General features: G+C 73.1%; 18 protein-coding genes and 1 pseudogene. 5 read left to right on the plus strand and 14 right to left on the minus strand.

Translation table 11 applies throughout. From position 1 onward, the window contains the following. Positions 1-61 precede the first annotated feature (61 nt). Complete coding sequence (locus CHR28_RS13060) at positions 62-670, plus strand: TetR/AcrR family transcriptional regulator (protein ID WP_094053747.1); 609 nt, start codon at positions 62-64, stop codon at positions 668-670. Positions 671-826: 156 nt separating this feature from the next. Here CHR28_RS13060 and CHR28_RS13065 read toward each other — a convergent pair whose 3' ends face one another. Next, positions 827-2,020, minus strand: a complete 1,194-nt coding sequence (locus tag CHR28_RS13065) for a hypothetical protein (protein WP_373453348.1) — start codon at positions 2,018-2,020, stop codon at positions 827-829. Between the two features lie 159 nt (positions 2,021-2,179). Next, positions 2,180-2,317 (minus strand): annotated as a pseudogene (locus tag CHR28_RS38305) (DUF2510 domain-containing protein); the annotation flags it as partial. A gap of 596 nt (positions 2,318-2,913) precedes the next feature. On the opposite strand from CHR28_RS38305, the gene CHR28_RS13075 reads away from it, so the two are divergent. Continuing rightward, positions 2,914-5,598, plus strand: coding sequence for an ATP-binding protein (locus CHR28_RS13075; RefSeq protein ID WP_094053748.1), 2,685 nt, complete (start codon positions 2,914-2,916; stop codon positions 5,596-5,598). Between the two features lie 63 nt (positions 5,599-5,661). On the opposite strand, the gene CHR28_RS13080 is transcribed toward CHR28_RS13075, so the two are convergent. The 8 genes from CHR28_RS13080 to CHR28_RS13110 all read right to left on the minus strand — a co-directional run bounded on the left by CHR28_RS13080 (position 5,662) and on the right by CHR28_RS13110 (position 11,921). Further along, positions 5,662-6,453 carry an SDR family NAD(P)-dependent oxidoreductase gene (locus CHR28_RS13080; RefSeq protein ID WP_094053749.1) on the minus strand — a complete coding sequence of 264 codons (792 nt, stop codon included), beginning with the start codon at positions 6,451-6,453 and terminating at the stop codon, positions 5,662-5,664. 64 nt (positions 6,454-6,517) lie between these two features. Beyond that, positions 6,518-7,639 carry a bifunctional 3-oxoadipate enol-lactonase/4-carboxymuconolactone decarboxylase PcaDC gene (gene pcaDC / locus CHR28_RS13085; RefSeq protein WP_094053750.1) on the minus strand — a complete coding sequence of 374 codons (1,122 nt, stop codon included), beginning with the start codon at positions 7,637-7,639 and terminating at the stop codon, positions 6,518-6,520. Then, positions 7,636-8,931, minus strand: a complete 1,296-nt coding sequence (gene pcaB, locus CHR28_RS13090; RefSeq protein WP_094053751.1) for a 3-carboxy-cis,cis-muconate cycloisomerase — start codon at positions 8,929-8,931, stop codon at positions 7,636-7,638. Before pcaB ends, pcaDC begins: the two co-directional genes overlap by 4 nt. Further along, positions 8,928-9,533 carry a protocatechuate 3,4-dioxygenase subunit alpha gene (gene pcaG / locus CHR28_RS13095; RefSeq protein ID WP_094053752.1) on the minus strand — a complete coding sequence of 202 codons (606 nt, stop codon included), beginning with the start codon at positions 9,531-9,533 and terminating at the stop codon, positions 8,928-8,930. The genes pcaB and pcaG overlap by 4 nt, the downstream gene beginning before the upstream one ends. Positions 9,534-9,539: 6 nt before the next feature. Next, entirely contained in the window at positions 9,540-10,313 is a 774-nt protein-coding gene (gene pcaH, locus CHR28_RS13100) for a protocatechuate 3,4-dioxygenase subunit beta (RefSeq protein ID WP_094053753.1), read from the minus strand. Between the two features lie 86 nt (positions 10,314-10,399). Further along, positions 10,400-10,525 (minus strand): hypothetical protein, encoded by a 126-nt coding sequence (locus CHR28_RS37995; protein WP_256984236.1) that lies wholly within the window; start codon positions 10,523-10,525, stop codon positions 10,400-10,402. Continuing rightward, positions 10,522-11,166 (minus strand): CoA transferase subunit B, encoded by a 645-nt coding sequence (locus CHR28_RS13105; RefSeq protein ID WP_094053754.1) that lies wholly within the window; start codon positions 11,164-11,166, stop codon positions 10,522-10,524. Before CHR28_RS13105 ends, CHR28_RS37995 begins: the two co-directional genes overlap by 4 nt. Continuing rightward, positions 11,166-11,921, minus strand: a complete 756-nt coding sequence (locus CHR28_RS13110) for a CoA transferase subunit A (RefSeq protein WP_094053755.1) — start codon at positions 11,919-11,921, stop codon at positions 11,166-11,168. The genes CHR28_RS13105 and CHR28_RS13110 overlap by 1 nt, the downstream gene beginning before the upstream one ends. A 194-nt stretch (positions 11,922-12,115) precedes the next feature. On the opposite strand from CHR28_RS13110, the gene CHR28_RS13115 reads away from it, so the two are divergent. Beyond that, entirely contained in the window at positions 12,116-12,580 is a 465-nt protein-coding gene (locus CHR28_RS13115) for a MarR family winged helix-turn-helix transcriptional regulator (RefSeq protein WP_094053756.1), read from the plus strand. Between the two features lie 14 nt (positions 12,581-12,594). On the opposite strand, the gene CHR28_RS13120 is transcribed toward CHR28_RS13115, so the two are convergent. Further along, positions 12,595-13,572 carry a DUF3048 domain-containing protein gene (locus tag CHR28_RS13120; protein ID WP_094053806.1) on the minus strand — a complete coding sequence of 326 codons (978 nt, stop codon included), beginning with the start codon at positions 13,570-13,572 and terminating at the stop codon, positions 12,595-12,597. Between the two features lie 204 nt (positions 13,573-13,776). On the opposite strand from CHR28_RS13120, the gene CHR28_RS13125 reads away from it, so the two are divergent. Then, positions 13,777-14,967: a zinc-dependent alcohol dehydrogenase gene (locus CHR28_RS13125; RefSeq protein WP_094053757.1), complete on the plus strand. Its 1,191-nt coding sequence runs from the start codon at positions 13,777-13,779 to the stop codon at positions 14,965-14,967. Between the two features lie 45 nt (positions 14,968-15,012). On the opposite strand, the gene CHR28_RS13130 is transcribed toward CHR28_RS13125, so the two are convergent. Beyond that, positions 15,013-16,077, minus strand: a complete 1,065-nt coding sequence (locus tag CHR28_RS13130) for an ATP-dependent DNA ligase (protein WP_094053758.1) — start codon at positions 16,075-16,077, stop codon at positions 15,013-15,015. A gap of 74 nt (positions 16,078-16,151) precedes the next feature. Here CHR28_RS13130 and ligD point away from each other — a divergent pair, with 74 nt between their 5' ends. Further along, positions 16,152-17,180 (plus strand): non-homologous end-joining DNA ligase, encoded by a 1,029-nt coding sequence (gene ligD, locus CHR28_RS13135; protein ID WP_094053759.1) that lies wholly within the window; start codon positions 16,152-16,154, stop codon positions 17,178-17,180. A gap of 8 nt (positions 17,181-17,188) precedes the next feature. Here the strand turns inward: ligD and CHR28_RS13140 are convergent, their stop codons facing one another. After that, the gene (locus CHR28_RS13140; protein ID WP_094053760.1) at positions 17,189-19,330 is read right to left on the minus strand and encodes an OmpL47-type beta-barrel domain-containing protein; all 2,142 of its coding nucleotides are present in this window, start codon (positions 19,328-19,330) and stop codon (positions 17,189-17,191) included. A 56-nt stretch (positions 19,331-19,386) separates the two neighbouring features. Further along, positions 19,387-21,864 carry a ThuA domain-containing protein gene (locus tag CHR28_RS13145; protein ID WP_179272414.1) on the minus strand — a complete coding sequence of 826 codons (2,478 nt, stop codon included), beginning with the start codon at positions 21,862-21,864 and terminating at the stop codon, positions 19,387-19,389. Positions 21,865-22,025: the final 161 nt, after the last annotated feature.

Consider the following 22,025-nt stretch of genomic DNA (forward strand, 5'->3'; position numbering starts at 1 on the left):
ACGTTCGACACAGCACCGGCCGGGCATGCTCCGGCCGCCGAGGAGAGCGGGAGCACACGCCATGACGTCGCAGGCTGCGGACCGACCCGAGCAGGTCGGCACCTCGCGCCGCTCCAAGATCACGCCGGAGCGTGAGCAGGAGTTCTTCGACGCCGTGCTGGAACAGCTCCGCGAGTGCGGGTACGACGCCCTGACGATGGAGGGGATCGCCGCCAGCACCCGCTGCAGCAAGTCCACGCTGTACCGCCAGTGGAAGACCAAGCCGCAGTTCGTCGCGGCGGCGCTGCGGTCCCACCGGCGCACGCGCTGCGTCGACACCGGCTCGCTCGCCGGGGACCTGCGGGAGGCCGCCCGGGCGCTCGGCGATCTGTCCGGCCGCGACACCAAGCTCCTGCACGCGCTCGCCCACGCCGCCACGCAGGACCCGGAGCTGCAGTGCGCGCTGCGCGAGGCGGTGGTGGAACCGGAGATCGCGGCGCTGAAGGAGATCGTGCGGCGCGCGGTCGAGCGCGGGGAGGTGCCGGCCGACCACCCGGCGCTGCCGTACCTCCCGGCGCAGATGCTGGGCGTGCTGCGGCTGCGGCCCGTCCTGGAGGGCCGGCCCGCCGACCCCGACTACCTCGTGCGGTTCGTGGAGGCCGCGGTGCTTCCGGCACTGGGCCTGACCTGAGACCCGGGCCGCCGTCCACGGATGACCGGACGGCGACCCGACCGCGCCGACCCGTGGGGACGGGGGCGGCGCGCACCCCCCGGCCGGGTGGGGTGCCCCTGTGAGCGGCGGGGGCGCCCCACTCGGCCGACGGGTGTCCGGCGGCGGGGCGCCGGGTCAGACGTCCTGGCCGTTGCCGCGGCCCGTCGACACCTTGATGCCGCGGGTGATCTCGTCCAGCACGGACTCCTTCTGGTCGGCGTCGACGCCGAACCGGACGACGACCATCAGCTTCGCGTTCGCGGGGGAGGGGAACGCGAGCGACTCGACGATGCCGTCGGCGCCCTTGCTCGTGACGGCCTTCCAGCGGACCAGGTAGCCCTTCTGGCCGGCGACGGTCACGGCCTCGGAGGCCAGCACGTCGTGGGAGGTGATGCCGCCGTAGGACTTGCCGCCGTAGGACTCCTCGGCGTTCGCCGCGATGTCCGCCTTGGCGATCTCCTCGGGGGTGTCGCCCTTGGTGCCGAGGGCCAGGGCGGGGGCGGAGTAGGCACCGCCCTCGGTGCACGTGGCGGCGGTGTCGCCGGGGCACTTGTAGGACTCCTCGGACGTCACCTGCGCACCGGCCTGGCCCTGCTGCCCGTACCACCCCTCGGGGATGGGCAGACTGATCCCGCTGACCGGGTCGGTCACCGAGCCGCTCCTGATCTTCGGCGACTCGGACCGATCGGGCCCCGGACTCTGCCCCCCGCCGCCGGACCCGCCGGACCCGCCGTCTCCACCGAACGGCCCGCCCGGGCCCCCAGGCGCCTGGGACGTGGCGGAACCGCCGCCGCCGTCGTCCGCCAGGGCGTACACGCCCACCCCGATGCCGGCGAGCACGACGACAGCGGCCCCGACAGCAATCCCGGCCCGCAGCCGCCGGGACCGGGAGGAGCGTGGGGGAGCGGCAGGGTAGCCGGGAGGGGTGGGGTATCCGGCAGCGCTGGGGTATCCGGGAGCAGCGGAATATCCGGGATGGGCGGGAACGCCGGGCGGATACGGGTGAGCCGTGGCCTCGGGGTGCGTTGCTGCTTCCGGATGAGTCCCGGCCTCCGGGTGAGTCCCGGCCTCCGGGTGAGTCCCGGCCTCCGGATGAGCCCCGGCTTCCGGGTGGGCTCCCGGGGCCGGTTGACCCGCCGGGGCGGGGTGGGCGTCCGGGGCAGGGGCGGGGGTGGGGTGGCCATCCGGGACGGCGTTTGCTGCCGCGTCCGGTTCGCCTTCCGGCGACTGGCCCGCTGCCGATGCCGGGCCCGCTGCCGATGCCGGGCCTGGTGCCGGTGCCGGGCTCGGCGTCCCGTCGGCGGGCGCCGCCGCTCGGGTCTCGTCCACAGGCGTATCCGGCGTCGATATCGCGTCCGCCGCATCGCGGGGCTCGCCCGCACGGCCCGGGTCGCCGTCGGCCGCAGCCGCGGTCTCGTTCCCGGCCGGGCCGGGGCCCTCGGCCCCCGGGTGCTCCTTCGGGCGGATGTAGGGCGTCCAGGCCTTGCCGTCCCACCAGCGCTCGGTGGCGGGGCCGTCCGCTGTCTGTCCGGGGTCCGGGTACCACCCGGCAGGAGTCTCGCGCGTCATGCCCCCACCGTATGAGGCGTCGGTGAAAGAGGCATGAGAGGACCCGGACCCAATCATTCCGGCACCCCCGGCCGCACTGCCATCGGCGAGCCCAGCACCACGGACACCGCCCCCCGCACTCGCCCACTCCGCCCTCGGCGGGCCGCGAGGATCAGGTACACCGGCCCGGCGGGGCGGACAACGCCGGCATCGCGTCCGCCCGGCCGTGCCCGCGCCGGCCCGCCGCACACACCACCCCGCCGAGACGGCCGAAATGTTTCGCTTCGGTGGGGCGGCGGAAGAACGCGAGCGCGAACGAGGCGTGCGCCCGCATCAGTTCCTTGATCTCGCCGCCGCGTTCCGGCGTGCTGAACCTCGCTGCGGTGATCGTTGCGAAATAGCCGTAGCAGCCGCAGCAGTCCGCTCGCTGCGCGCCGGATCACTGGGCCCACCCCATCGAGCGGGTACACCCCCGTTGTATGACTGAACGTCAGCTCACTTGCAATTGCACGGTGTTGACGCAAAGTCGGCTGGTGGTGGCCCGGGTGCGTCGCCCGGGGGCACCCCGTGTCACCCGTCACGGCAACAGGTGCCCCGACCGTCCTCCACTCGGGCAAGAGGACGGCTACGCTCGACGTCTGTACGTCGTTCGGGCGACTTGGGGAGGTAGCGGGATGACGGAGGTACGGCCCACGGCCGCCGCCTCGGCTTCCCTGTGGGAGCGCGACGAGGAAGTCGCCGCCGTCGCACGGGCGGTGGACAGCCTGTGCGCCGACCGCTCCTCGACCGGCGGACTGCTGGTCTTCTGCGGCGAGGCCGGACTCGGCAAGACCGCGCTGCTGGCCGAAACCCGCCGCATCGCGGAGGCGCGCGGCTGCACGGTCTGGTCGGCCCGCGGCGGCGAGACCCTCAAGTCGGTCCCCTTCAACGTGGTACGGCAGTTGCTGCAGCCGGCCCTGGTGTCGATGCTGCCGGAGGAGGCCCGCGAGTACCTCGGCGACTGGTACGACATCGCCGGACCCGCCCTCGGCATAGCGGACCCCGGCGACCGGCAGGCCGACCCGCAGGGCGTGTGCGACGGCCTGGTCGCGGCCGTGCGCCGGCTCTCCCGCCGGGACTGGCCGCTGGTGCTGCTGATCGACGACGCCCACTGGGCCGACCAGGAGACCCTGCACTGGCTGGCCGCGCTGGCCGAACGCCTCGACGAGATGTCCGTGCTGGTCGTGGTCGCCCGCCGCCCGGGCGACCTCTCCGGCGCCGGCGCCCGTCACCTCGACACTGTCGCGGCCGCCGCCGACGGCCCCGTCACGACGCTGAGCGCCCTCACCCCGGAGGCGACGGCCGGACTCACCCGCGCCACCCTCGGCCGGCACGCGGACGCCGCGTTCTGCCGCGAGGTCTGGGCCGTCACCGCCGGCAACCCCTACGAGACCGTCGAACTCCTCGCCCGGGTGCAGGACAGCGAACTTGAACCGGTCGAGGCCCGCGCCGGCGAGCTGCGCGAGCTGAACCGCTCGGCACGCGGCGGCGGCCTCGTCGCCCGCCTGGAGCAACTCGGCATAGACGCCACCCGGTTCGCGTGGGCCGCCGCCATCCTCGGCACCGGCATCTCCGTCGGCCTGGTCGCCAAACTCGCCACCCTCAAGCTCGAGGACGCCCGCCGCTGCGCCGAACTGCTGCGCACCGCCCGCATCCTCACCGCGCCGGATCCCGCCACCGGCCGCGGCGCCGAGGGCGACCTGGAGTTCGTCCACCCGCTCATCGCCACCGCGGTCTACAACTCCATCCCCGACGCCCTGCGCACCGCGATGCACGGCATCGCCGCCCGTATCGTCACCGACGAGGGACACGGCGCCGCGGCCGCCGCCCGGCACCTGCTGGAGGTCCACCCGGACGACGACGAGGAACTCGTCGGGCAGTTGCGCGAGGCGGCCCGCGAGCACCTCGCGGTCGGCGCCCCCGACGCCGCCCGCCGCTGCCTGGAACGCGCCCTGGAGGAACCGCCCCGGCCCGAGTCCCACCCGCACGTGCTCTACGAACTGGCCGAGGCCACGTTCCTCACCGCACCCGCCCGCACGATCAGCCATCTGCGCACCGCGCTGTCCATGCCCGGACTCGAGGGCGACCAGCGGGTGGACGCCGTCTTCCGGCTCTCCCAGGCGCTCCTGCACAACGACCAGCTGGAGGAGGCGGTCCGCACGGTCGAGGCGGAGGCCGCCCGGCTCGGCCCCGGGCCCGCCCGGATGCGGCTCCAGGCCGTCCACTTCATGTGGGAGGGCATCCACGCCGGCGAGACCACCGCGCCCGGCCGCTCCGAGCGCCTCGCCGACCTCGCGAGCACCTGCAGCGGCCGGGACAACTCCGAACGCGCGCTGCTCATCCTGCGCGGCTTCGACGCCCTGATGCACGGCGAGAACGCCGAGGAGGTCGCCGAGCTGTGCGACCGCGCCCTCGTCAACGGCCGGCTGGCGCCCGGGCTCGGCTGGACCGACACCGAGTGGGGCATCGAACTGCTGCTGATGCTGGCCAACGCCTACGCGTTCACCGACCGCCTCGACCGGGCGGAGACCCTCTACAGCGAGGCGCTGCGCGCGTACGAGTCGGCCGGCTGGAGCGGCGGCCACCTCGCCCTGGCCCACGCCTACGTCGGACTCGGCCACCGCAGGCGCGGCCGTCTGAAGGAGGCCGAGTCGTCCCTGCGCGAGTCGCTGCGCCTCGCCGAGCGGGTCGGCCGCGGCCTGCCGCTGTACTGGTCCGCGACCTGCAACCTGGTCGACACGCTGCTGGCCCGCGGCCGGGTCGAGGAGGCCTGGGACGTCGCCGAGCGGTACGGATTCGCCCCGCCCTACCCCTCCACGATCGTCCTGCCCGACCCGCGGTCGGTGCGCGGCCGGCTGCTGCTGGCCGTCGGCCGCACCAAGGACGGCATCAACGAACTGGAGGCCGCCGAGAAGGCCGCGGCGGCCCGCGGCCACCACAACCCGGTGCTCGTCCCGTGGGCCACGGACCTCGCCCGCGCCCTGAGCACCGAGGATCCGGCCCGTGCCGCCCGGCTCGCCGTCGACGTCCGCCGCCAGGCCGAGCGCTTCGGCACGGACACCGCCATAGGGGAGGCCCTGCGCTGCGCCGCCGCCCTGGAGACCGGCCAGCGCGCCGTCAAGCTCCTCGCCCGGGCCGTCACCTACCTGGAGGCCTCGCCCTGCCAGTACGAGCACGCGGCGGCCCGCATCGAGTACGGCATCGCCGCCCGCTCGGCTGCCGACCTCCGGCGGGGCCTCGACCTGGCCGTCTCGTGCGGCGCGGACGGACTGGCGGCCCGGGCGCGCGCGGAACTGGCGACGGGCGCCGGCCTGCGTTGAGCGCCCGTACCCGTCCCCGGGTGCGGACCAACTGGCCCGCCCCCTCCTCGGATGCGGAACCCCTCAGGCGCGGACCAGCTGGTCCGTCACGGCGGCCAGTCGGGCCCGCACCGCCGGGTCGTACGCCGCCTCATGGGCGCGGGCCGGCCGCGTCCCGTCGAAGTACCGGCCGGTGCCCGCGTCCCGTGTGGCCAGGGCCAGCACGGCGGCCGCCCCGTCGGCGACGGTGTTCCAGGGCGTGACGTCCGCCTCGCGGACCATCGCGGTGTCCATGAAGGTCGCCGGGTGCAGCACGTTCACCGTCACACCGGTGCCCGCCAGCTCCTCGGCGAGGGCGAAGGTGTACGCGGCGAGCGCGAACTTGCTGCGCCGGTACGCCGCGGTGCCGTCGTAGCCGCGGCCGAACTCGGGGTCCTCGAAGACGAGCGGTTCCTGGCCGGCCGAGCCGACGTTGACGATCCGGGCCGGGGCGTTCGCCCGCAGCACGGGCAGCAGCGCCCGGGTCAGCACGACCGGCGCGAGGTAGTTCACCGCGAGCCGCAGTTCGTGCCCGTCGGCGCTGAGCTCCCGGCCCGCACCGGGCGGTCCGAAGCCCACGCCCGCGTTGTTGACCAGCACGTCGAGTTCGGGATGCGCGTCGGCGACGTGCGCGGCGAGCTCGCGCACCTGCGCCAGGGAGGCCAGGTCCGCGACGAACGCCTCGGCGTCCCCCTCGGTGCGCAGCTCAGCGGCCAGCCGCTCGGTGCGCTCCGCGTCCCGGCCATGGACGAGGACGACGTGCCCGGCGCGGACCAGTTCGAAGGCGGCGTACCGGCCGAGCCCGGAGGTGGCGCCGGTGATCAGGAGGGTGGACATGCCCCCACCGTAGGCACGCCGGTGGGGCCCGGGCGAGCTGCTGCCGTGCGTACGACCGGCAGGGTCACCCTCCCGTGCCGTCCTCCTCCGCCAGCACCCGCCGGGCCGTCGCGAACGCCGCGTTCGCCGCCGGCACACCGCAGTACACTGCCGTCTGCAGCAGCACGGCGCCGATCTCCTCGGGGGTGAGCCCGTTGCGGCGGGCCGCCCGGACATGCATGGCCAGCTCGTCGTGGTGGCCGTGCGCGACCAGCGCGGTGAGGGTGATCATGCTGCGCTCACGGCGCGACAGCGTCGGGTCGGTCCAGATCTCGCCCCAGGCGTAGCGGGAGATGAAGTCCTGGAACCGCGCGGTGAAGGGCGTCTGCCGCTCCTGCGCCCGGTCCACGTGCGCGTCGCCGAGCACCTCGCGCCGCACCTCCATCCCCCGCCCGGGCAGCCGGCCGAAGTGGGAGCGCAGCGCGGCCAGCACGGCCTCGGGGCACTGTGCGGGCGCCAGGTGCGAGGCGCCCGGGATCTCCACCAGCGCCGCGCCCGGCACCGCGTCGGCGATCTCCCGCAGATGGGCGGGCGGTGTCGCCGGATCCTCGCGCCCGGCGACCAGCAGGGTCGGCACGGTGATCTCCGGCAGCCGGTCCCGCAGGTCGAAGGCGGCGAGCGCGTCACAGCAGGCGGCGTACGCCTCCGGGTCGGCCCTGCGGTGGTCCGCCACGAGCTCCGGCACGGTGAAGCCGGGCGTGAACCAGCGCGCGTCGGCGTTGTCCGCCAGTGCGGCCAGCCCCTCCCGCCGCACCCGCGCGGCCCGTTCCTCCCACGGCCCGGCCCCGTTGAAGTGCGCCGACGAGCAGATCACGGCCAGCGAGGACAGCCGCTCGGGGTGGTGCACGGCGAGGTGCAGCCCCACGGCGCCGCCCAGCGACACCCCGGCGTACGCGAAGCGCCCGACGCCGAGCGCGTCGGCGAGGGCCAGCACCAGGCCGGCCAGGTCGCCGACCGTGGCACCCGCCGTCAGGAGACCGGCCGCCGAACCGCCGTGGCCCGGCAGGTCCCAGCGGATCACGCGGTGGGTGACCGACAGCTCGGGCGCCACCCGGTCCCACAGGGCGTACGACGTGCCGAGCGAGGGCCCGAGCAGCAGCGGGGGAGCGGAGGAGGGGCCTTCGGCACGGTGATGCAGCAGGGTCAACGTCGCTCCAGGGCACGGTCGGTGAGGGCTCCGGCGGAGCCGGTGTAGTGCGTGGGGTCGAGGTCGGCGGCCGCGAGCTCCGGCGCCTCGGCGAGCGGACGGCCCTCCGCGGCCAGCCGGGTGAGCAGTTCCCTGGCCCGGGACCGCCCCAGCTCCCGGGCCAGTTCGGCGGAGAGCCGCTCGGAGACGATCGCCCCGCCGGTGAGGTCCAGGTGGGCGCGCATGGCCTCGGGCCTGACCCGCAGTCCCTCCGCCAGCTCGGCGGTGTCCCGGGCGGCCCCGCCGGCCAGCCGCAGCAGGTCCCGCAGCGGCTCCCACTCGGCGTGCCAGGCGCCGGCCGGGCGTTCGTCCTCCGCCGCCATCGCCCCGTACAGCGTGGCCGCGAGCTGCGGCGCCCGCCGCGCGGCGGCGGCGACGAGAGTGGACCGCACGGGATTGGCCTTGTGCGGCATGGCGGACGACCCGCCGCCGCTGCCCTCGGCCACCTCGGCGATCTCGGTGCGCGACAGCGTGAGCACGTCCGCCGCGATCTTGCCGAGGGCGCCCGCGGTGAAGGCCAGACAGCCGGCGAGATCCGCTACGGGCGTGCGCAGGGTGTGCCAGGGCAACTCGGGCGTTCGCAGGCCGAGTTCACGGGCGTACGCCGCGGGCAGCGCGGTCGGATCGGCCGCGCCGTACGCGCCGAAGGCCGCCAACGTCCCTGCTGCCCCGCCGAGTTGCACGGGCAGCGCGGCCCGTACGGCAGTCACCCGGTCGCGCGCGTCGAGTACCAGCGAGCGCCAGCCGGCGGCCTTGAGGCCGAACGTCGTCGGCACGGCGTGCTGGGTGAGCGTCCGCCCCGGCAGCGCCGTGTCGCGGTGCTCGGCGGCCAGCCGCGCCAGGGCCCCGGCGGTACGGCCGAGGTCGGCGAGGAGCAGCTCCAGCGTGCGCGCGGCGACCAGCATGGCCGCCGTGTCCAGGATGTCCTGGCTGGTCGCACCCCGGTGGACGTAGGGACCGTACGGTTCGCCGACGGCTTTCGTCAGATCCGCGACGAGAGGGATGACCGGGTTGCCGCCGGCCCGGGCCCGCGCGGCCAGGGACCGTACGTCGAAGGCGCCGGAGCGGGCCGCCCCGGTCACCGCCTCGGCCGCCTCGGCCGGGGCGAGCCCCAGCGCCGCCTGGGCCCGGGTCAGCCCGGCCTCCGCGTCGAGCAGGGCCCGCAGATACGCGTCGTCGCCGGTCGCGGCCGCGGCCGCCGAGTCGGCCCAGCCGGGGGCGAGCAGTCCGGGATCGCCGGGGGGAGATGTCACTGGAACTCCAGGAAGACCGTCTCGCCTTCGCCCTGAAGGCGGATGTCGAAACGGTACGTGCCGCCGTCTTCCCCGGCGGCGATCAGCGTGTCGCGCCGCCCCTCCTCCACCCGCGACAGCAGCGGGTCGGCCGCGAGGGCGGCGGTGTCGTCCGGCAGGTAGATCCGCGTGTACAGGTGCACCAGGAGTCCGCGCGCGAAGACGCACACGCTGAGGCAGGGGGCGTGCCGGCCGCGCGCTCCGGGCCGCAGGGTCCGTGTGTACCAGTGGCCGTTCGCGTCGGTCTGGCTGCGTCCCCAGCCGGTGAACTCCACGCCGTTGCGGCCCAGGAAGCCGCCCGAGGCCGGGTCACGCCGCATCGAGCCGTCGGCGGTGGGCAGGTCGCCCCGCGGGTCCGGGCCCCACACCTCGATCAGCGCGTCGGGCAGCGGCGCCCCCGCGCCGTCGGTGACGTACCCGTGCACGGTGATCGTGTCCGGGTGTCCGGCGGGTGCGATGTCCGCACCGCCGCGGAACGGCAGGGCGTGGCCGTAGAACGGCCCGACGGTGTGCGAAGGGGTGGGCAGCACGGTCTCGGGCCGGCTCGTGTCGATCCTCGTCATGGCAGGTCAGCGCCCTTCCTCGAGCCAGGTGGCCCGCGGGCCGTCCAGCACGATGTCCCAGTGGTAGCCCATCGAGAACTCCGGCACCGACAGGCTGTGGTCGTACGTGGCGACCAGCCGCTGCCGGGCCGCGTCGTCCGTCACCGACTGGATGATCGGGTCGTACGGGAACAGCGGGTCGCCAGGGAAGTACATCTGCGTCACCAGCCGCTGGGTGAACGCGGTGCCGAACACCGAGAAGTGGATGTGCGCGGGACGCCAGGCGTTGAGGTGCTGGCGCCACGGGTACGGCCCGGGCTGGATGGTGGTGAAGTGGTAGCGGCCCCGGTCGTCGGTGAGGGTGCGGCCCACGCCGGTGAAGTTGGGGTCCAGCGGGGCGTCGTGCTGCTCGCGCTGATGGGCGTAGCGGCCGGCCGAGTTGGCCTGCCAGATCTCCACGAGCTGGCCGCGCACCGGGCGGCCGTCCCGGTCGAGCACCCGCCCGGAGACGGTGATGCGCTCACCGATCGGCTCACCATGGTGCTGCCGGGTGAGGTCGTTGTCGGTCTCGGTGATGTCCCGTTCCCCGAAGGCCGGTGAGGTCAGCTCCACCAGCTCCGGGTCCTTGCTCACGTCGATGGTGACGGGCGGCCGCTTGGGGTGCCGGAGCACCGAGGAGCGGTACGGCGCGTAGTCGCGGCGCGGCTGGTGCTCGACGGGCCCTCCGTCGGCGAGCCGCTTCTCGTACGCGGCGCGTTCGGCCGCGATCTCCTGGTCGATGTCGTGCTGCGTGAGAGTCATGAGGCCCCCTGGAAGGTTCTTACGGAAGGGCGCCCGAAGGGGCGCGGGCGGTACCGGCATGCGGCTCTGCGCGTGGACGCGACCGGTCACGGACGGCCCGCCGCCGCGCGGATCGCCTGGCGTTCCGGATCGTCGGGGCGGACGCCCGCCGGCGCGCCGTCGTAGCGGCCGATCGGCGTGCGGGCCGCGTCGACGAGGTGGACGTCCTTCACTTCAGGGCCTCCGGCACGGTGAGCCGGGCGCCGGTCCCGGCGACGACCTCCTCGGCGGTCACGCCCGGTGCGGTCTCGACGAGGACGAGCCCGTCGCCGGTGACGTCGAGGACGCCGAGGTCGGTGATGATCCGGTTCACGCAGCCCTTGCCCGTCAGCGGCAGCGTGCACTCGGTGAGGATCTTGGGCGAGCCGTCCTTCGCGGTGTGGGTCATGACGACCAAGACCGTGCGGGCGCCGTGCACCAGGTCCATCGCCCCGCCGATGCCGGTGATCAGCTTGCCGGGGACGGCCCAGTTGGCGAGGTCGCCCCGCTCGGAGACCTGCATGGCGCCGAGCACGGCCACGTCGATGTGCCCGCCCCGGATCATCGAGAAGGACAGCGCCGAGTCGAAGAAGGAGGCGCCCGGCAGGACCGTCACGGTCTCCTTGCCGGCGTTGATCAGGTCCGGGTCGATGGCGTCCTCGGTGGGGTAGGGGCCGGTGCCGAGGATGCCGTTCTCCGATTCGAGGACGACCTCGACGCCCTCGGGCAGGTGGTTCGGGATCAGCGTGGGCAGGCCGATGCCGAGGTTGACGTACTGCCCGTCCCGCAGTTCGCGCGCCGCCCGCGCGGCCATCTCCTGGCGTGTCCAGGCCATCAGGAGCTCACCGTCCGCTGCTCGATCCGCTTGTCCGCCGCCTGCTCCGGGGTGAGGGCGACGATCCGCTGCACGAAGATGCCCGGCAGGTGCACCGCGTCCGGGTCGATGGCGCCCGGCTCCACCAGCTCCTCCACCTCGGCGATCGTGACCCGCCCGGCCATCGCGGCCAGCGGGTTGAAGTTCCGGGCGGACTTGTTGAAGACCAGGTTGCCGTGCCGGTCGCCCCGGGCGGCCCGGACCAGGGCGAAGTCGGTGCGGATGCCCCGCTCCAGCACGTACTCCGTGCCGTCGAACTCCCGGACCTCCTTGGGCGGTGACGCCAGCGCGACCCCGCCCTGCCCGTCGTAGCGCCACGGCAGGCCGCCGTCGGCGACCTGGGTGCCCACCCCGGCGGGCGTGTAGAAGGCGGGGATCCCGGCGCCGCCCGCCCGCAGCCGCTCGGCCAGCGTGCCCTGCGGGATCAGCTCGACCTCCAGCTCCCCGGCCAGGTACTGGCGGGCGAACTCCTTGTTGGCGCCGATGTAGGAGCCCGTCACCCGGGCGATCCGGCCGGCGGCCAGGAGGACGGCGAGCCCCGACTCCATGGCCCCGCAGTTGTTGGAGACCACCGACAGGGCGGACACCCCGCGCTCGTACAGCGCCTGGATCAGCACGTCCGGCACCCCGCTGAGCCCGAAACCGCCCACCGCGAGCGACGCGCCGTCCGGCACGTCGGCCACGGCCTCCCGGGCCGTGGTGACCACCTTGTCCATCCGAGAAGCCCCATCCCTGCCGCGCGACCCGACCGAAATAGTCAGGACACTGAGTATTTTCGCGAGCCGGATCTCACGCTGCCATCGGGACTCTGGCCCGTCAAGACCCCGGAATATGCGCCTTCGAGGCGGCAGACAGTCCCGCTGCGGTCGGATATCGTCAGTGCACCGACGAAATCGACCGAGGGGTGCACATGGCGGCGGCGGACCTCACCACCCACCCCGGGCACCTGGCCCGGCGGCTCCAGCAGGCGCACTGGCTGCTGTGGAACACGATGGTCTCCGAGGAGATCACCTCGCCCCAGTACGCGGTCCTCAACACGCTCGTCGACGAGCCCGGCCTGGACCAGCGCACGGTGGGGGAGCGGGTGGGGCTCGACCGGTCCACCATCGCCGAGGTGATCAGCCGGCTCAGCCGGCGCGGGCTGCTGGACAAGGTCCGCGACCCGCAGGACGGCCGCCGCTCCCTGCTGCGCCTGACGGACGAAGGGGCGCGCACCCACCGCAGGCTGACCGTGCGCACCGCCCGGATGAACCAGGTCTTCCTCGCCCCGCTGAGCGCCGACGAGCGGACGGTGTTCTTCGACCTCCTCCGGCGGGTGGCGGACGCGGCCGAGAACCTGCGCCACCCCGAGGAGCCCCTGGCCGTGCCCCGCTGAGGCCCGCGGTCGGGTCAGGAGGCCTGGGCGTACACCACCCACACCTGGCCCTCCGCGAAGTTCACCGGGGAGCCGCCGGCGGTGGTGAACGCGGTGCCGTCCGTGGCCTTCGCGCGCTTCCAGTCCACGTCCCAGGCCCGCCCGTCGCGCAGGACGGTCGCCTTCCCGGAGCCCACCGTCTCGGTGTAGGGCGAGTTGTTGCCGAGGAAGTCCCGGAAGCCGGACTCGCGGATCTTCACGTACTGCACGACCACGGTCGCCGCCGCCATCCGGGCCCCGCCGGTCTCCGTGGCGGGGGCTCCGTCCATGCCGACCAGCCAGCGGTCGCGGGCGTCGGACCAGGTGAAGGTGAAGCGGGCCGCCGGGTAGCGCACGGTCCGCGAGTCCGTCGCGGTGCCGCCCCCGGGGGCGGAGCCGTAACGGAAGCCGGTGGTCAGGGCCGCCCGGCCCGGCGCCTCGGGCACGATCCGCCCGGGCCGCAGATAGAGGTTGTGCGGGGCGGCGCGGTCACTGGCGCGGTGGAACGCGTCCGGGGCGTCCGAGGGCGTCACCGCGCGCAGCGGCGCCTCGTCGATCAGCGGCAGGAGCTTCTTCTGCGCGCCGGAGAACACCAGCGTGGGCCGGTGGAACTGGCGCAGCAGCTCCAGATCGGACTCCCGGGCGCTGCGCACCGGGCCGACGGATTCCGGCATCCGCGTCGCGTACACCGCCATCAGCCGGCTCAGCCCGCCCTCGACCTGCTCCACGTACACCACGTCCGCCGCGTCGACGCCCGTGTGCGGCCGGGCCGAGCGCGCGTTGTCGAGCTTGACGGCGAGCGGGGAGGGAGCCGTCCCCGACGGGGAGGCCCCCCGTTCCGAGGCGTTCGACGATCCGCGGCCGTCGTCGGGGGTGCCGCTTCCGCCCGTGCACCCCGCCGCCAGGGCCGTCACCGTGACGGCCAGCAGCGTCGCCGTCGTCGTGGCACGCCGTCCGCGCACCCGTCGTCCCATGCCCACCGTCGCCACCGCGCCCCTGTCATCGATGTGTCTTGATTGTGCGCTTATCTGACCATCTACGGCCAGACCTGATCATTCTTGACGGCACGGTGTCCCGGCCGCGTCCGTCGATCGGCGCAAAGGTTCAGCGCGGGGCGCTCGGGTACCCGGAGCCCGCCGACCGATGGACGCGCACGCCGACGGAGGGAGCGCGAAGCGATGAGGGCTGTGACCTGGCAGGGCAAGCGGGACGTCCGGGTGGAGAACGTGCCCGATCCGAGCATCCAGGAACCCACCGACGCGATCATCCGGATCACGTCCAGCGGCCTGTGCGGATCCGACCTGCACCTGTACGAGGTGCTCACGCCGTTCATGACCCCCGGCGACATCCTGGGCCACGAACCCATGGGCATCGTCGAGGAGGTCGGCGCCGGCGTCCCGGACCTCCAGGCCGGGGACCGGGTCGTCGTCCCGTTCCAGATCGCCTGCGGCAACTGCTGGATGTGCCTGACCGGCCTGCCCACCCAGTGCGAGACCACCCAGGTCCACGGCGAGGGCATGGGCGCCGCCCTGTTCGGCTACACCCGCCTGTACGGCGCGGTGCCGGGCGCCCAGGCCGAGTACCTGCGCGTCCCGCAGGCCCAGTACGGCCCGATCAAGGTCCCCGAGGGCCCGCCCGACGACCGTTTCGTCTACCTCTCCGACGTGCTGCCCACCGCCTGGCAGGCCGTCGCCTACGCCGACGTCCCGCAGGGCGGCAGCATCGCCGTGCTGGGCCTCGGGCCCATCGGCGACATGGCCTGCCGGATCGCCCAGGTGAAGGGCGCGGGGCGGGTGTTCGGCGTCGACCTGGTGCCGGAGCGGCTGGCCCGGGCCAGGGCGCGCGGGGTGGAGACCTTCGACCTCAGGTCCTTCGACGACGAGAAGGAGCTCGTCGCGGCGATCCGTGACCAGACCGACGGGCGCGGCCCCGACGCGGTGATCGACGCGGTCGGCACCGAGGCCCACGGCAGCGCGGTGGCCCGTCTGGTGCAGAACACCGCCGCGCTGCTGCCGCGCAAGCTGAGCGGCCCGATGTCCGAGCGGTTCAGCGTCGACCGCCTCGCCGCCCTCTACACGGCCATCGACCTGGTGCGCCGCGGCGGCACCATCTCCCTGTCCGGCGTCTACGGCGGCATGGCCGACCCGATGCCGATGCTGACCCTGTTCGACAAGCAGGTCCAGATCCGGATGGGCCAGGCCAACGTGCGCCGCTGGAGCGACGACATCATCCCGTACCTGACCGACGAGGACCCGCTCGGCGTGGACGACTTCGCCACCCACCGGGTGCCGTTGTCCGAGGCACCCCACGCTTACGAGATGTTCCAGCGCAAACAGGACGGCGCGGTCAAGATCCTGATGCAGCCCTGAGCGGGCCCCGGTCACGGGTGCCGGGGTCGCCTGAGCAGCCCCGGCTCACGCGCCCAGGATCTCCGCCAGGTCGTAGCGGACCGGCTCCTCCAGTTGTGCGTAGGTGCAGCTCTCGGGGGTCCGGTCCGGGCGCCAGCGGCGGAAGCGGGCGGTGTGCCGGAAGCGCTGCCCGTTCTCCATGTGGTCGTACGCGACCTCGGCCACCCGCTCCGGCCTCAGCGGCACCCACGACAGGTCCTTCCGGCCCGACCAGCGGCTCGGCGCCCCCGGCAGCCGGGCCGTCTCGTGGGCGGCCTCCTCGGACCAGGCCGCCCACGGGTGCCCGGAGACGTCGTCCATGCGCAGCGGCTCCAGCTCCTCGACCAGCTCCGCCCGCCGCTTCATCGTGAAGGCCGCGGACACGCCCACGTGCTGCAGCGTCCCCCGGTCGTCGTACAGTCCGAGCAGCAGCGAGCCCACGACGGGGCCGCTCTTGTGCAGCCGGTACCCGGCGACGACGACGTCCGCCGTCCGCTCGTGCTTGATCTTGAACATGGCGCGCTCGTCGGGGCGGTAGCGCCCGGCCGGCGGCTTGGCGATGACACCGTCCAGACCCGCGCCCTCGTACTGCTCGAACCACTGCCGCGCCACCTCGATGTGCGTGGTCGCCGGAGCCAGGTGCACCGGCGCCGTCACCCCGGACAGCGCCTCGGCCAGCCGCTCCCGCCGGTCGGTCAGCGGGGCGTTCATCAGCGACTCGTCCCCGAGGGCCAGCAGGTCGAACGCCACGAGGGAGGCCGGCGTCCGCTCGGCCAGGGTCCGCACCCGCGAGTCCGCCGGGTGGATCCGCTCGGTCAGCGCGTCGAAGTCCAGGTGCCCCTCCCGCGCGATCACGATCTCCCCGTCCACCACGCACCGCTCGGGCAACCGCTCCCGAACGGCCGCCACCAGCTCGGGAAAGTACCTGGTCAGCGGCTTCCCGGTGCGGCTTCCGAGCTCCACCTCGTCCCCGTCGCGGAACACGATCGCCCGGAACCCGTCCCACTTGGCCTCGTAGTGCATGCCCGCGGGGATCGCCGCCACGGACTTGGCGAGCATCGGCAGGACAGGGGGCATCACCGGCAGATCCATGGCTCGATTCTGCGCGCACCCGCAGTGATATGCCCGATGTGCGAGGTATGCGGGCTACGCCTACCGTGACGGACATGGGTGACGCGGTGGAACTGGAGGTGGACGGCCGGACCGTACGGCTGTCCAGCCCGGACAAGGTCTTCTTCCCCGAGCGCGGTTTCACCAAGCTGGACCTCGCCCGCTACTACATCGCCGTCGGACCCGGCATCCTGCGCGCCCTGCGCGACCGGCCCACCACCCTGGAGCGCTACCCCGAGGGCGTGGGCGGCGAGAACTTCTTCCAGAAGCGGGCGCCGAAGAACATGCCCGACTGGATCCCGACCGCGCACATCACCTTCCCCAGCGGCCGCAGCGCCGACGAGATGTGCCCCACCGAGGTGGGAGCGGTGGTGTGGGCGGCCCAGTTCGGCACGCTCACCTTCCACCCCTGGCCGGTCCGCCGCGACGACGTCGACCGCCCCGACGAACTGCGCATCGACCTCGACCCGCAGCCCGGCACCGACTACGACGACGCCGCCCGCGCCGCCCACGAACTGCGGGCGGTGCTCGACGAGTTCGGCGGGCTGCGCGGCTTCCCCAAGACCTCGGGCGGCCGGGGCCTGCACGTCTTCGTGCCCATCGAACCGCGCTGGACCTTCACCCAGGTCCGGCGCGCCGCCATCGCCGTCGGCCGGGAGATGGAACGGCGGATGCCGGAGCAGGTCACCATCAAGTGGTGGAAGGAGGAGCGCGGCGAGCGCATCTTCCTCGACTACAACCAGACGGCCCGCGACCGCACGATCGCCTCCGCCTACTCGGTACGCCCCCGCCCGCACGCCCCCGTCTCCGCGCCCCTGCGCTGGGAGGAGGTCGGCGTCGCGCACCCGCAGGACTTCGATCTCGCGACCATGCCCGCGCGCTTCGCCGAACTCGGCGATGTGCACGCGGACATGGACGACCACCGCTATTCCCTGGAGGCCCTGCTCGACCTCGCCCGCCGCGACGAGCACGACCACGGGCTGGGAGACCTGCCGTACCCGCCCGAGTATCCGAAGATGCCGGGGGAGCCCAGACGGGTACAGCCGAGCAGGGCCCGCAAACAGGCGCCTCCTGCAACTCCTTGAAGAGGCTCCTACAACTCCTTGATCCGGACGTCGCGGAACGAGACCACGTCCGTCGTGCCGTGCACCTGGAGCCCGATGTAGCCGGAGGCGAAGCGCCGCCCGTCCGTGCCCGGGTCGTCCGCGCGGGGCGGGCTGAACTCCTGGCCGCCGGTGTTGTCGAACTCGTTGATCAGCACGCCGTTGCGGAAGACCGAGTAGTGCTGGCCCTCCACCCGGATCTCGTAGTCGTTCCAGGTGCCCTTCTGCGTCACGCCGGCACCGGCCAGGCCCACGCGGTCGAAGCCGTAGACCGAGCCGGTCTTGTACATGTCGCCGTCGGGCCGGTCGAGCACCTGCACCTCGTGCCCGTACTTGATGGCGACCCACTCCGGGCGCGACTCCTCCGGGTGGTCGTGGACCCAGGGGAAGCGGACGAAGACGCCCGAGTTGGTGTTGCCGGTGCCGGGCGCGTCGTCACGCCACTGGAGCTTCAGCGAGAAGTCGCCGTACTTGCGCTGCGGGAACCACAGCATGCCCATGCCCGGCGTCGTGGTGCTGGAGGTGAGGGTCCCGTCCGGGTTCAGCCCGAACGAACCGCCGCCCACGTGCTGCCACTTGGCCAGGGACTCCGCGCTGCCGTCGAAGATCGCCCGGTAGCCCTCGGTCTGCCCCGGCTTGCCGATGCCCGACTGGCGGGCCGCCTTGCGGACGGCGTTGTACTCGCGCTGGTCGATCACGCCTTCCTTCAGCAGCGCGTCCAGGACGGACGTGACGTGCTTGAGGAACAGCGCGTGGGACGTCCACTCCTTCTCGTCCTCGATCAGCTCGCCGATCCGGCACCGGTTGTCGGTCACCCGGTTGCGCACCCCCGAGTCGACCGTGCCGACGAACACCGTCAGCCGCTCGTCGTACTCCGGGCAGTCGGGTGCCGGCACCCCGCCGGAGACGACCGTGAACGTCACGGTACGGGCCGCCGAGGTGTTGCCGGCCTTGTCGGTGGCCCGGTACGCCACGGTGTGCGCACCGGCCCGGTCCACCACCACCGGCGCCGAGTAGGCCAGGTACGGCCCGCCGTCGAGCGAGTACTCGATCCGCTCGACGCCCGAACCGTGCGCGTCGGTCGCCGTGACGGTCACCCGGGCGCTGTTGACGTACGCCCCGTCGGAGTTCTTCGTGCCCTCCACGCTGACGCCCGTCACCGGCGGGACGGTGTCCTCGGGCGGCGCCGCGACGACCGTGAACCGCACGTTCTTCTCGGCCGCCACGTTGCCCGCCTTGTCGGTGGCGCGGTAGCGGACGGTGTGCTCGCCCACCTGATGCACCATCACGGGCGCGGTGTACGGCTGCCAGGCGCCGGAGCCGATCGCGTACTCGATCGTGTTGACCCCGGAGCCGGTGTCGGACGCGGAGACGGTGACCGTCGCCATGTCGACGTACGCCCCGTCCGCGTTCCGCTCGCCGGTCACCGTCGCCGAGGTCTCCGGCGCGGTGGTGTCGTCCGACTGCGGTGCCACGACCGTGAACGCGGCGCTCTTCTCGGCGGAGACGTTCCCCGCCTTGTCGAACGCCCGGTAGCGGACCGTGTGATCGCCGACCTGGTCGACCACGACCGGCGTGGTGTACGGCTGCCAGGCGCCCGCGGCGCCGAGCGCGTACTCGATCCGGTCGACACCGGAGCCGCCCGTGTCGGTGGCGTGCAGCGCCACGCTCGCGGAGCCGACGTACTGGCCCTGCGTGTTCTGCGTGCCGCTCACGTGCGCCGACGCCTCCGGCGCTGTGGTGTCCTCACCCGTGCCCTCGGTCACCGTGAGGATGCCCTGCATCTGGCCGTGGCCGGGGATCGTGCAGTGGTAGAAGTACCGGCCCGGGGTGAGCGTGACCTGGGCGGTGTGCTTGCCGCCCTGGGCGTCGTTGGGATTGGCCAGGAGGTTGAGCTGCACGTCGCCGTTGAACTCGGGGTCGCTGGTCACGAACGTCAGCGTGTGCGGCATGCCCGTCGTGTTGCCGGTGGCCGCGCTGTTCTCGAAGACGATCGTGGCCTGGCCGGCGACCGCCGTCTTCGGCGCCGACAGGTACTTGTCGATGTCGTTGCCGGCCGTCCAGGTGAGCACCTGTTCGGCGGCCGGCGCCTGTGCCTGCCCGGCGGCGGGCATCGCCTGCACGCCGAGCATCACGAGCAGGGCGGCCAGCAGGGCGGCCCAGACTCTTCGGTGCGGTAGGTGCCGTGTCACTCGGTCCCCCTCGCCAGCTGACCGGCGGCCGGGGTGGGCCCGCCGCCCTTGTAGACGACCCGCCACAGGGCCGACTTGGAGTCGGAGGTGAAGAAGCCGCGCCCGTAGTCGAGGACGTACAGCGCGCCGTCCGGACCGAACTTCCAGTCCATCAGGTTCTTGATGCCGTCGTTGCCGACCGGCACGATCTTCTTCAGCGACTCCGCGTGCACCGGCAGACCGCCGTCTCCTTGGGTCTTCGGGTCCAGCAGCACCGCGTGGCGCGGCTGGTCGGCGTCGTAGAAGTCGCCGACGAACCATTTGCCGTCCCAGTAGGCCGGCCACTTGACGGTGCTGTCGGCCGCGACCGCGTCGGACCGGTACACCGGCCCGTTCATGGCCGCCTGGCCGCCGCCCTTGAGCCAGGGCAGCCTGTACGTGGCCTCCTCCGGCTTGTAGGAGGGGACCCCGTTCGCGTCCCGCGGGTAGTCCGGCGCGCCGCCCGAGGGCGAGTACCAGATGTTGTTGCCGGTCACCGGCGGCAGGTTGACCAGGCCGTCGTTGTTCGGCGACTCGTTCTTCGGGTGGTCGCAGTCGTACCAGCCCAGCGGCTTGGACGGGTCCGGCAGATTGCGGTCCCGGTACGGCTGCTTGTTGCCCATGCAGTACGGCCAGCCGCGGTTGCCCGCCTTCGTGATGGCGGCGAACGTGTCGTACTTGGCCGGACCCCAGGTGGTCGAGGGCGAGCCCGCGTCCGGTCCGACCCAGCCCGCGTAGAGCACGTCGGTCGACTTGTCGACGAAGATGCGCGCCGGGTTGCGCACGCCCATCACATAGATCTCGCCGCGCGTCTTGCCGCCGCCCTCGTCGGTCTCCTTGCCGGTGAAGAGGTTGCCCTCGGGCAGTGTGTACGTGCCGTCCGGCTCCGGGTGGATGCGCAGGATCTTGCCGTTGAGGTTGTTGGTGTTGCCGGCCGTGCGGCGCGCGTCCGCGAACGAGACGCCCTTGTAGTTCGGCTCCGGGTTGTTGCCGGAGTAACCGCCGCTGAAGCCACTGGAGTTGTTGTCACCGGTGGCGATGTACAGGTTGCCCTTGGAGTCCCAGGCCATCCCGCCGCCCGCGTGGCAGCAACTGTGGATCTGCACCGGCCACTTCAGCAGCACCTTCTCACTGGCGAGGTCCAGTTTGCTGGTGGCCTGGTCGAGCGTGAACCGGGAGACCCGCCGCTCCGCCATGCGCGTCTCGCGGTTGATCCGCTCGTGCGGCGTGTAGTGCAGGTACACCCACCCGTTCTGCGCGAACTTCGGGTCCAGCTCGATGCCGAGCAGGCCCTCCTCGACCTTGACCAGTTCGTCGCCGCCGCCCTTGTTGCCGAAGACGGTCAGCGCGCCGGCCAGGGTGACCTGCTTGGTCTTCGGGTCGTAGACGTGGATCTCGCCCTTGCCCTTGCCGATGTCCGGGTTGTTCCAGTCGGTGATCACCGGCTGCGAGGAGTCGGCCCCGCCCCGGCCGATGTAGAAGACCCGGCCGTCGGGGGCGGTGACCAGCCCGTGCGGCTCGCCGATCTGGTCGTTCTGCCCCGGCTGGTTGGGCTTGGTGAGCCGCTCCGCCGCGTAGTTGGCGTTGATGGCCGCCTTGCAGTCGGCCTGCTCCAGCCGGGTCGTCCACATCAGCGCGCCGCGCAGATGGGCCCGGAAGTCGGTCTCGTCGTACGACGACACCGTGCCGCCCATGCCCGTGTAGAAGGAGCGGCCGCCGTCGTAGTCCCGGCACCAGCTGACCGGGTGATCCGAGCCGTTGGCACCCGTGCCCGGCTGGTACGTCGACTCCCGCACCCGGGCCACGGTGTGGACGTCGCCCGAGGGGTTCTTCACCCAGTTCAGCCACTTGTCCGGGCGCTTCCACTGCACCGGCAGGTCCTTGGTGGCCGGGTGCCGGCGGTCGCCGACCTCCACGGTCGCCCGCTGCACCGCCGCCGGGCTCGACGCGGCCGGACGGGCACCCACCAGACCGGTGAACCAGTCCGAGTACGGCTCCGCGCGCGCCGCGTCATGGATGCCGACGAACCCGCCGCCGGCCTCCATGTACGCCTCCAGGCCCGCCTCCTGCTCCGGGTCGAGGACGTCGCCCCCGCCGGTCAGGAACACGATCGCGTTGAAGCGGCCGAGCCTCGTGTCGTCGGTGAACACCGAGGCGTCGCCGGTGGCCTGCACCTTGAAGCGCCCTTCGGCCGGGCCGGTCAGCCCGATGTCCTCGACGGCCTCGATCGCGGCGTTCACGACCGGCGACTCCTCGCCGGCCGCGGAACCGTGGAAGATCAGCACCCGTACATTGGCGCCGCCCGGCGGCGACTTGATCGACATCGTTGTCAAGGGTGGTTCCGGATAGGGACGCGCACTCGCGGCCGGTCCGGACAGCAGCCCGGCGGTCACGACACCGGCGGCCACCGAGGCCGCCCAGACGCGTCTTTTCTTGCTCAGCCCTCGTAAGTGCATGGGCACCTCCTCGGTCACAGCAACACCGCCAAGGAAGCTAGACCCCTTTGCCCATCCCGCCAATACCTATGACCGGGATGACCCCAACTTTGTCTTGAGTGTGGATAAACGGGAGCGCGACCGGTACCGTCTCACCGGTTCATCACAGGTACGCCTCCGTA

This window comes from Streptomyces sp. XY006 (genome assembly GCF_002237655.1).
Classification (GTDB): Bacteria; Actinomycetota; Actinomycetes; order Streptomycetales; family Streptomycetaceae; genus Streptomyces; species Streptomyces levis.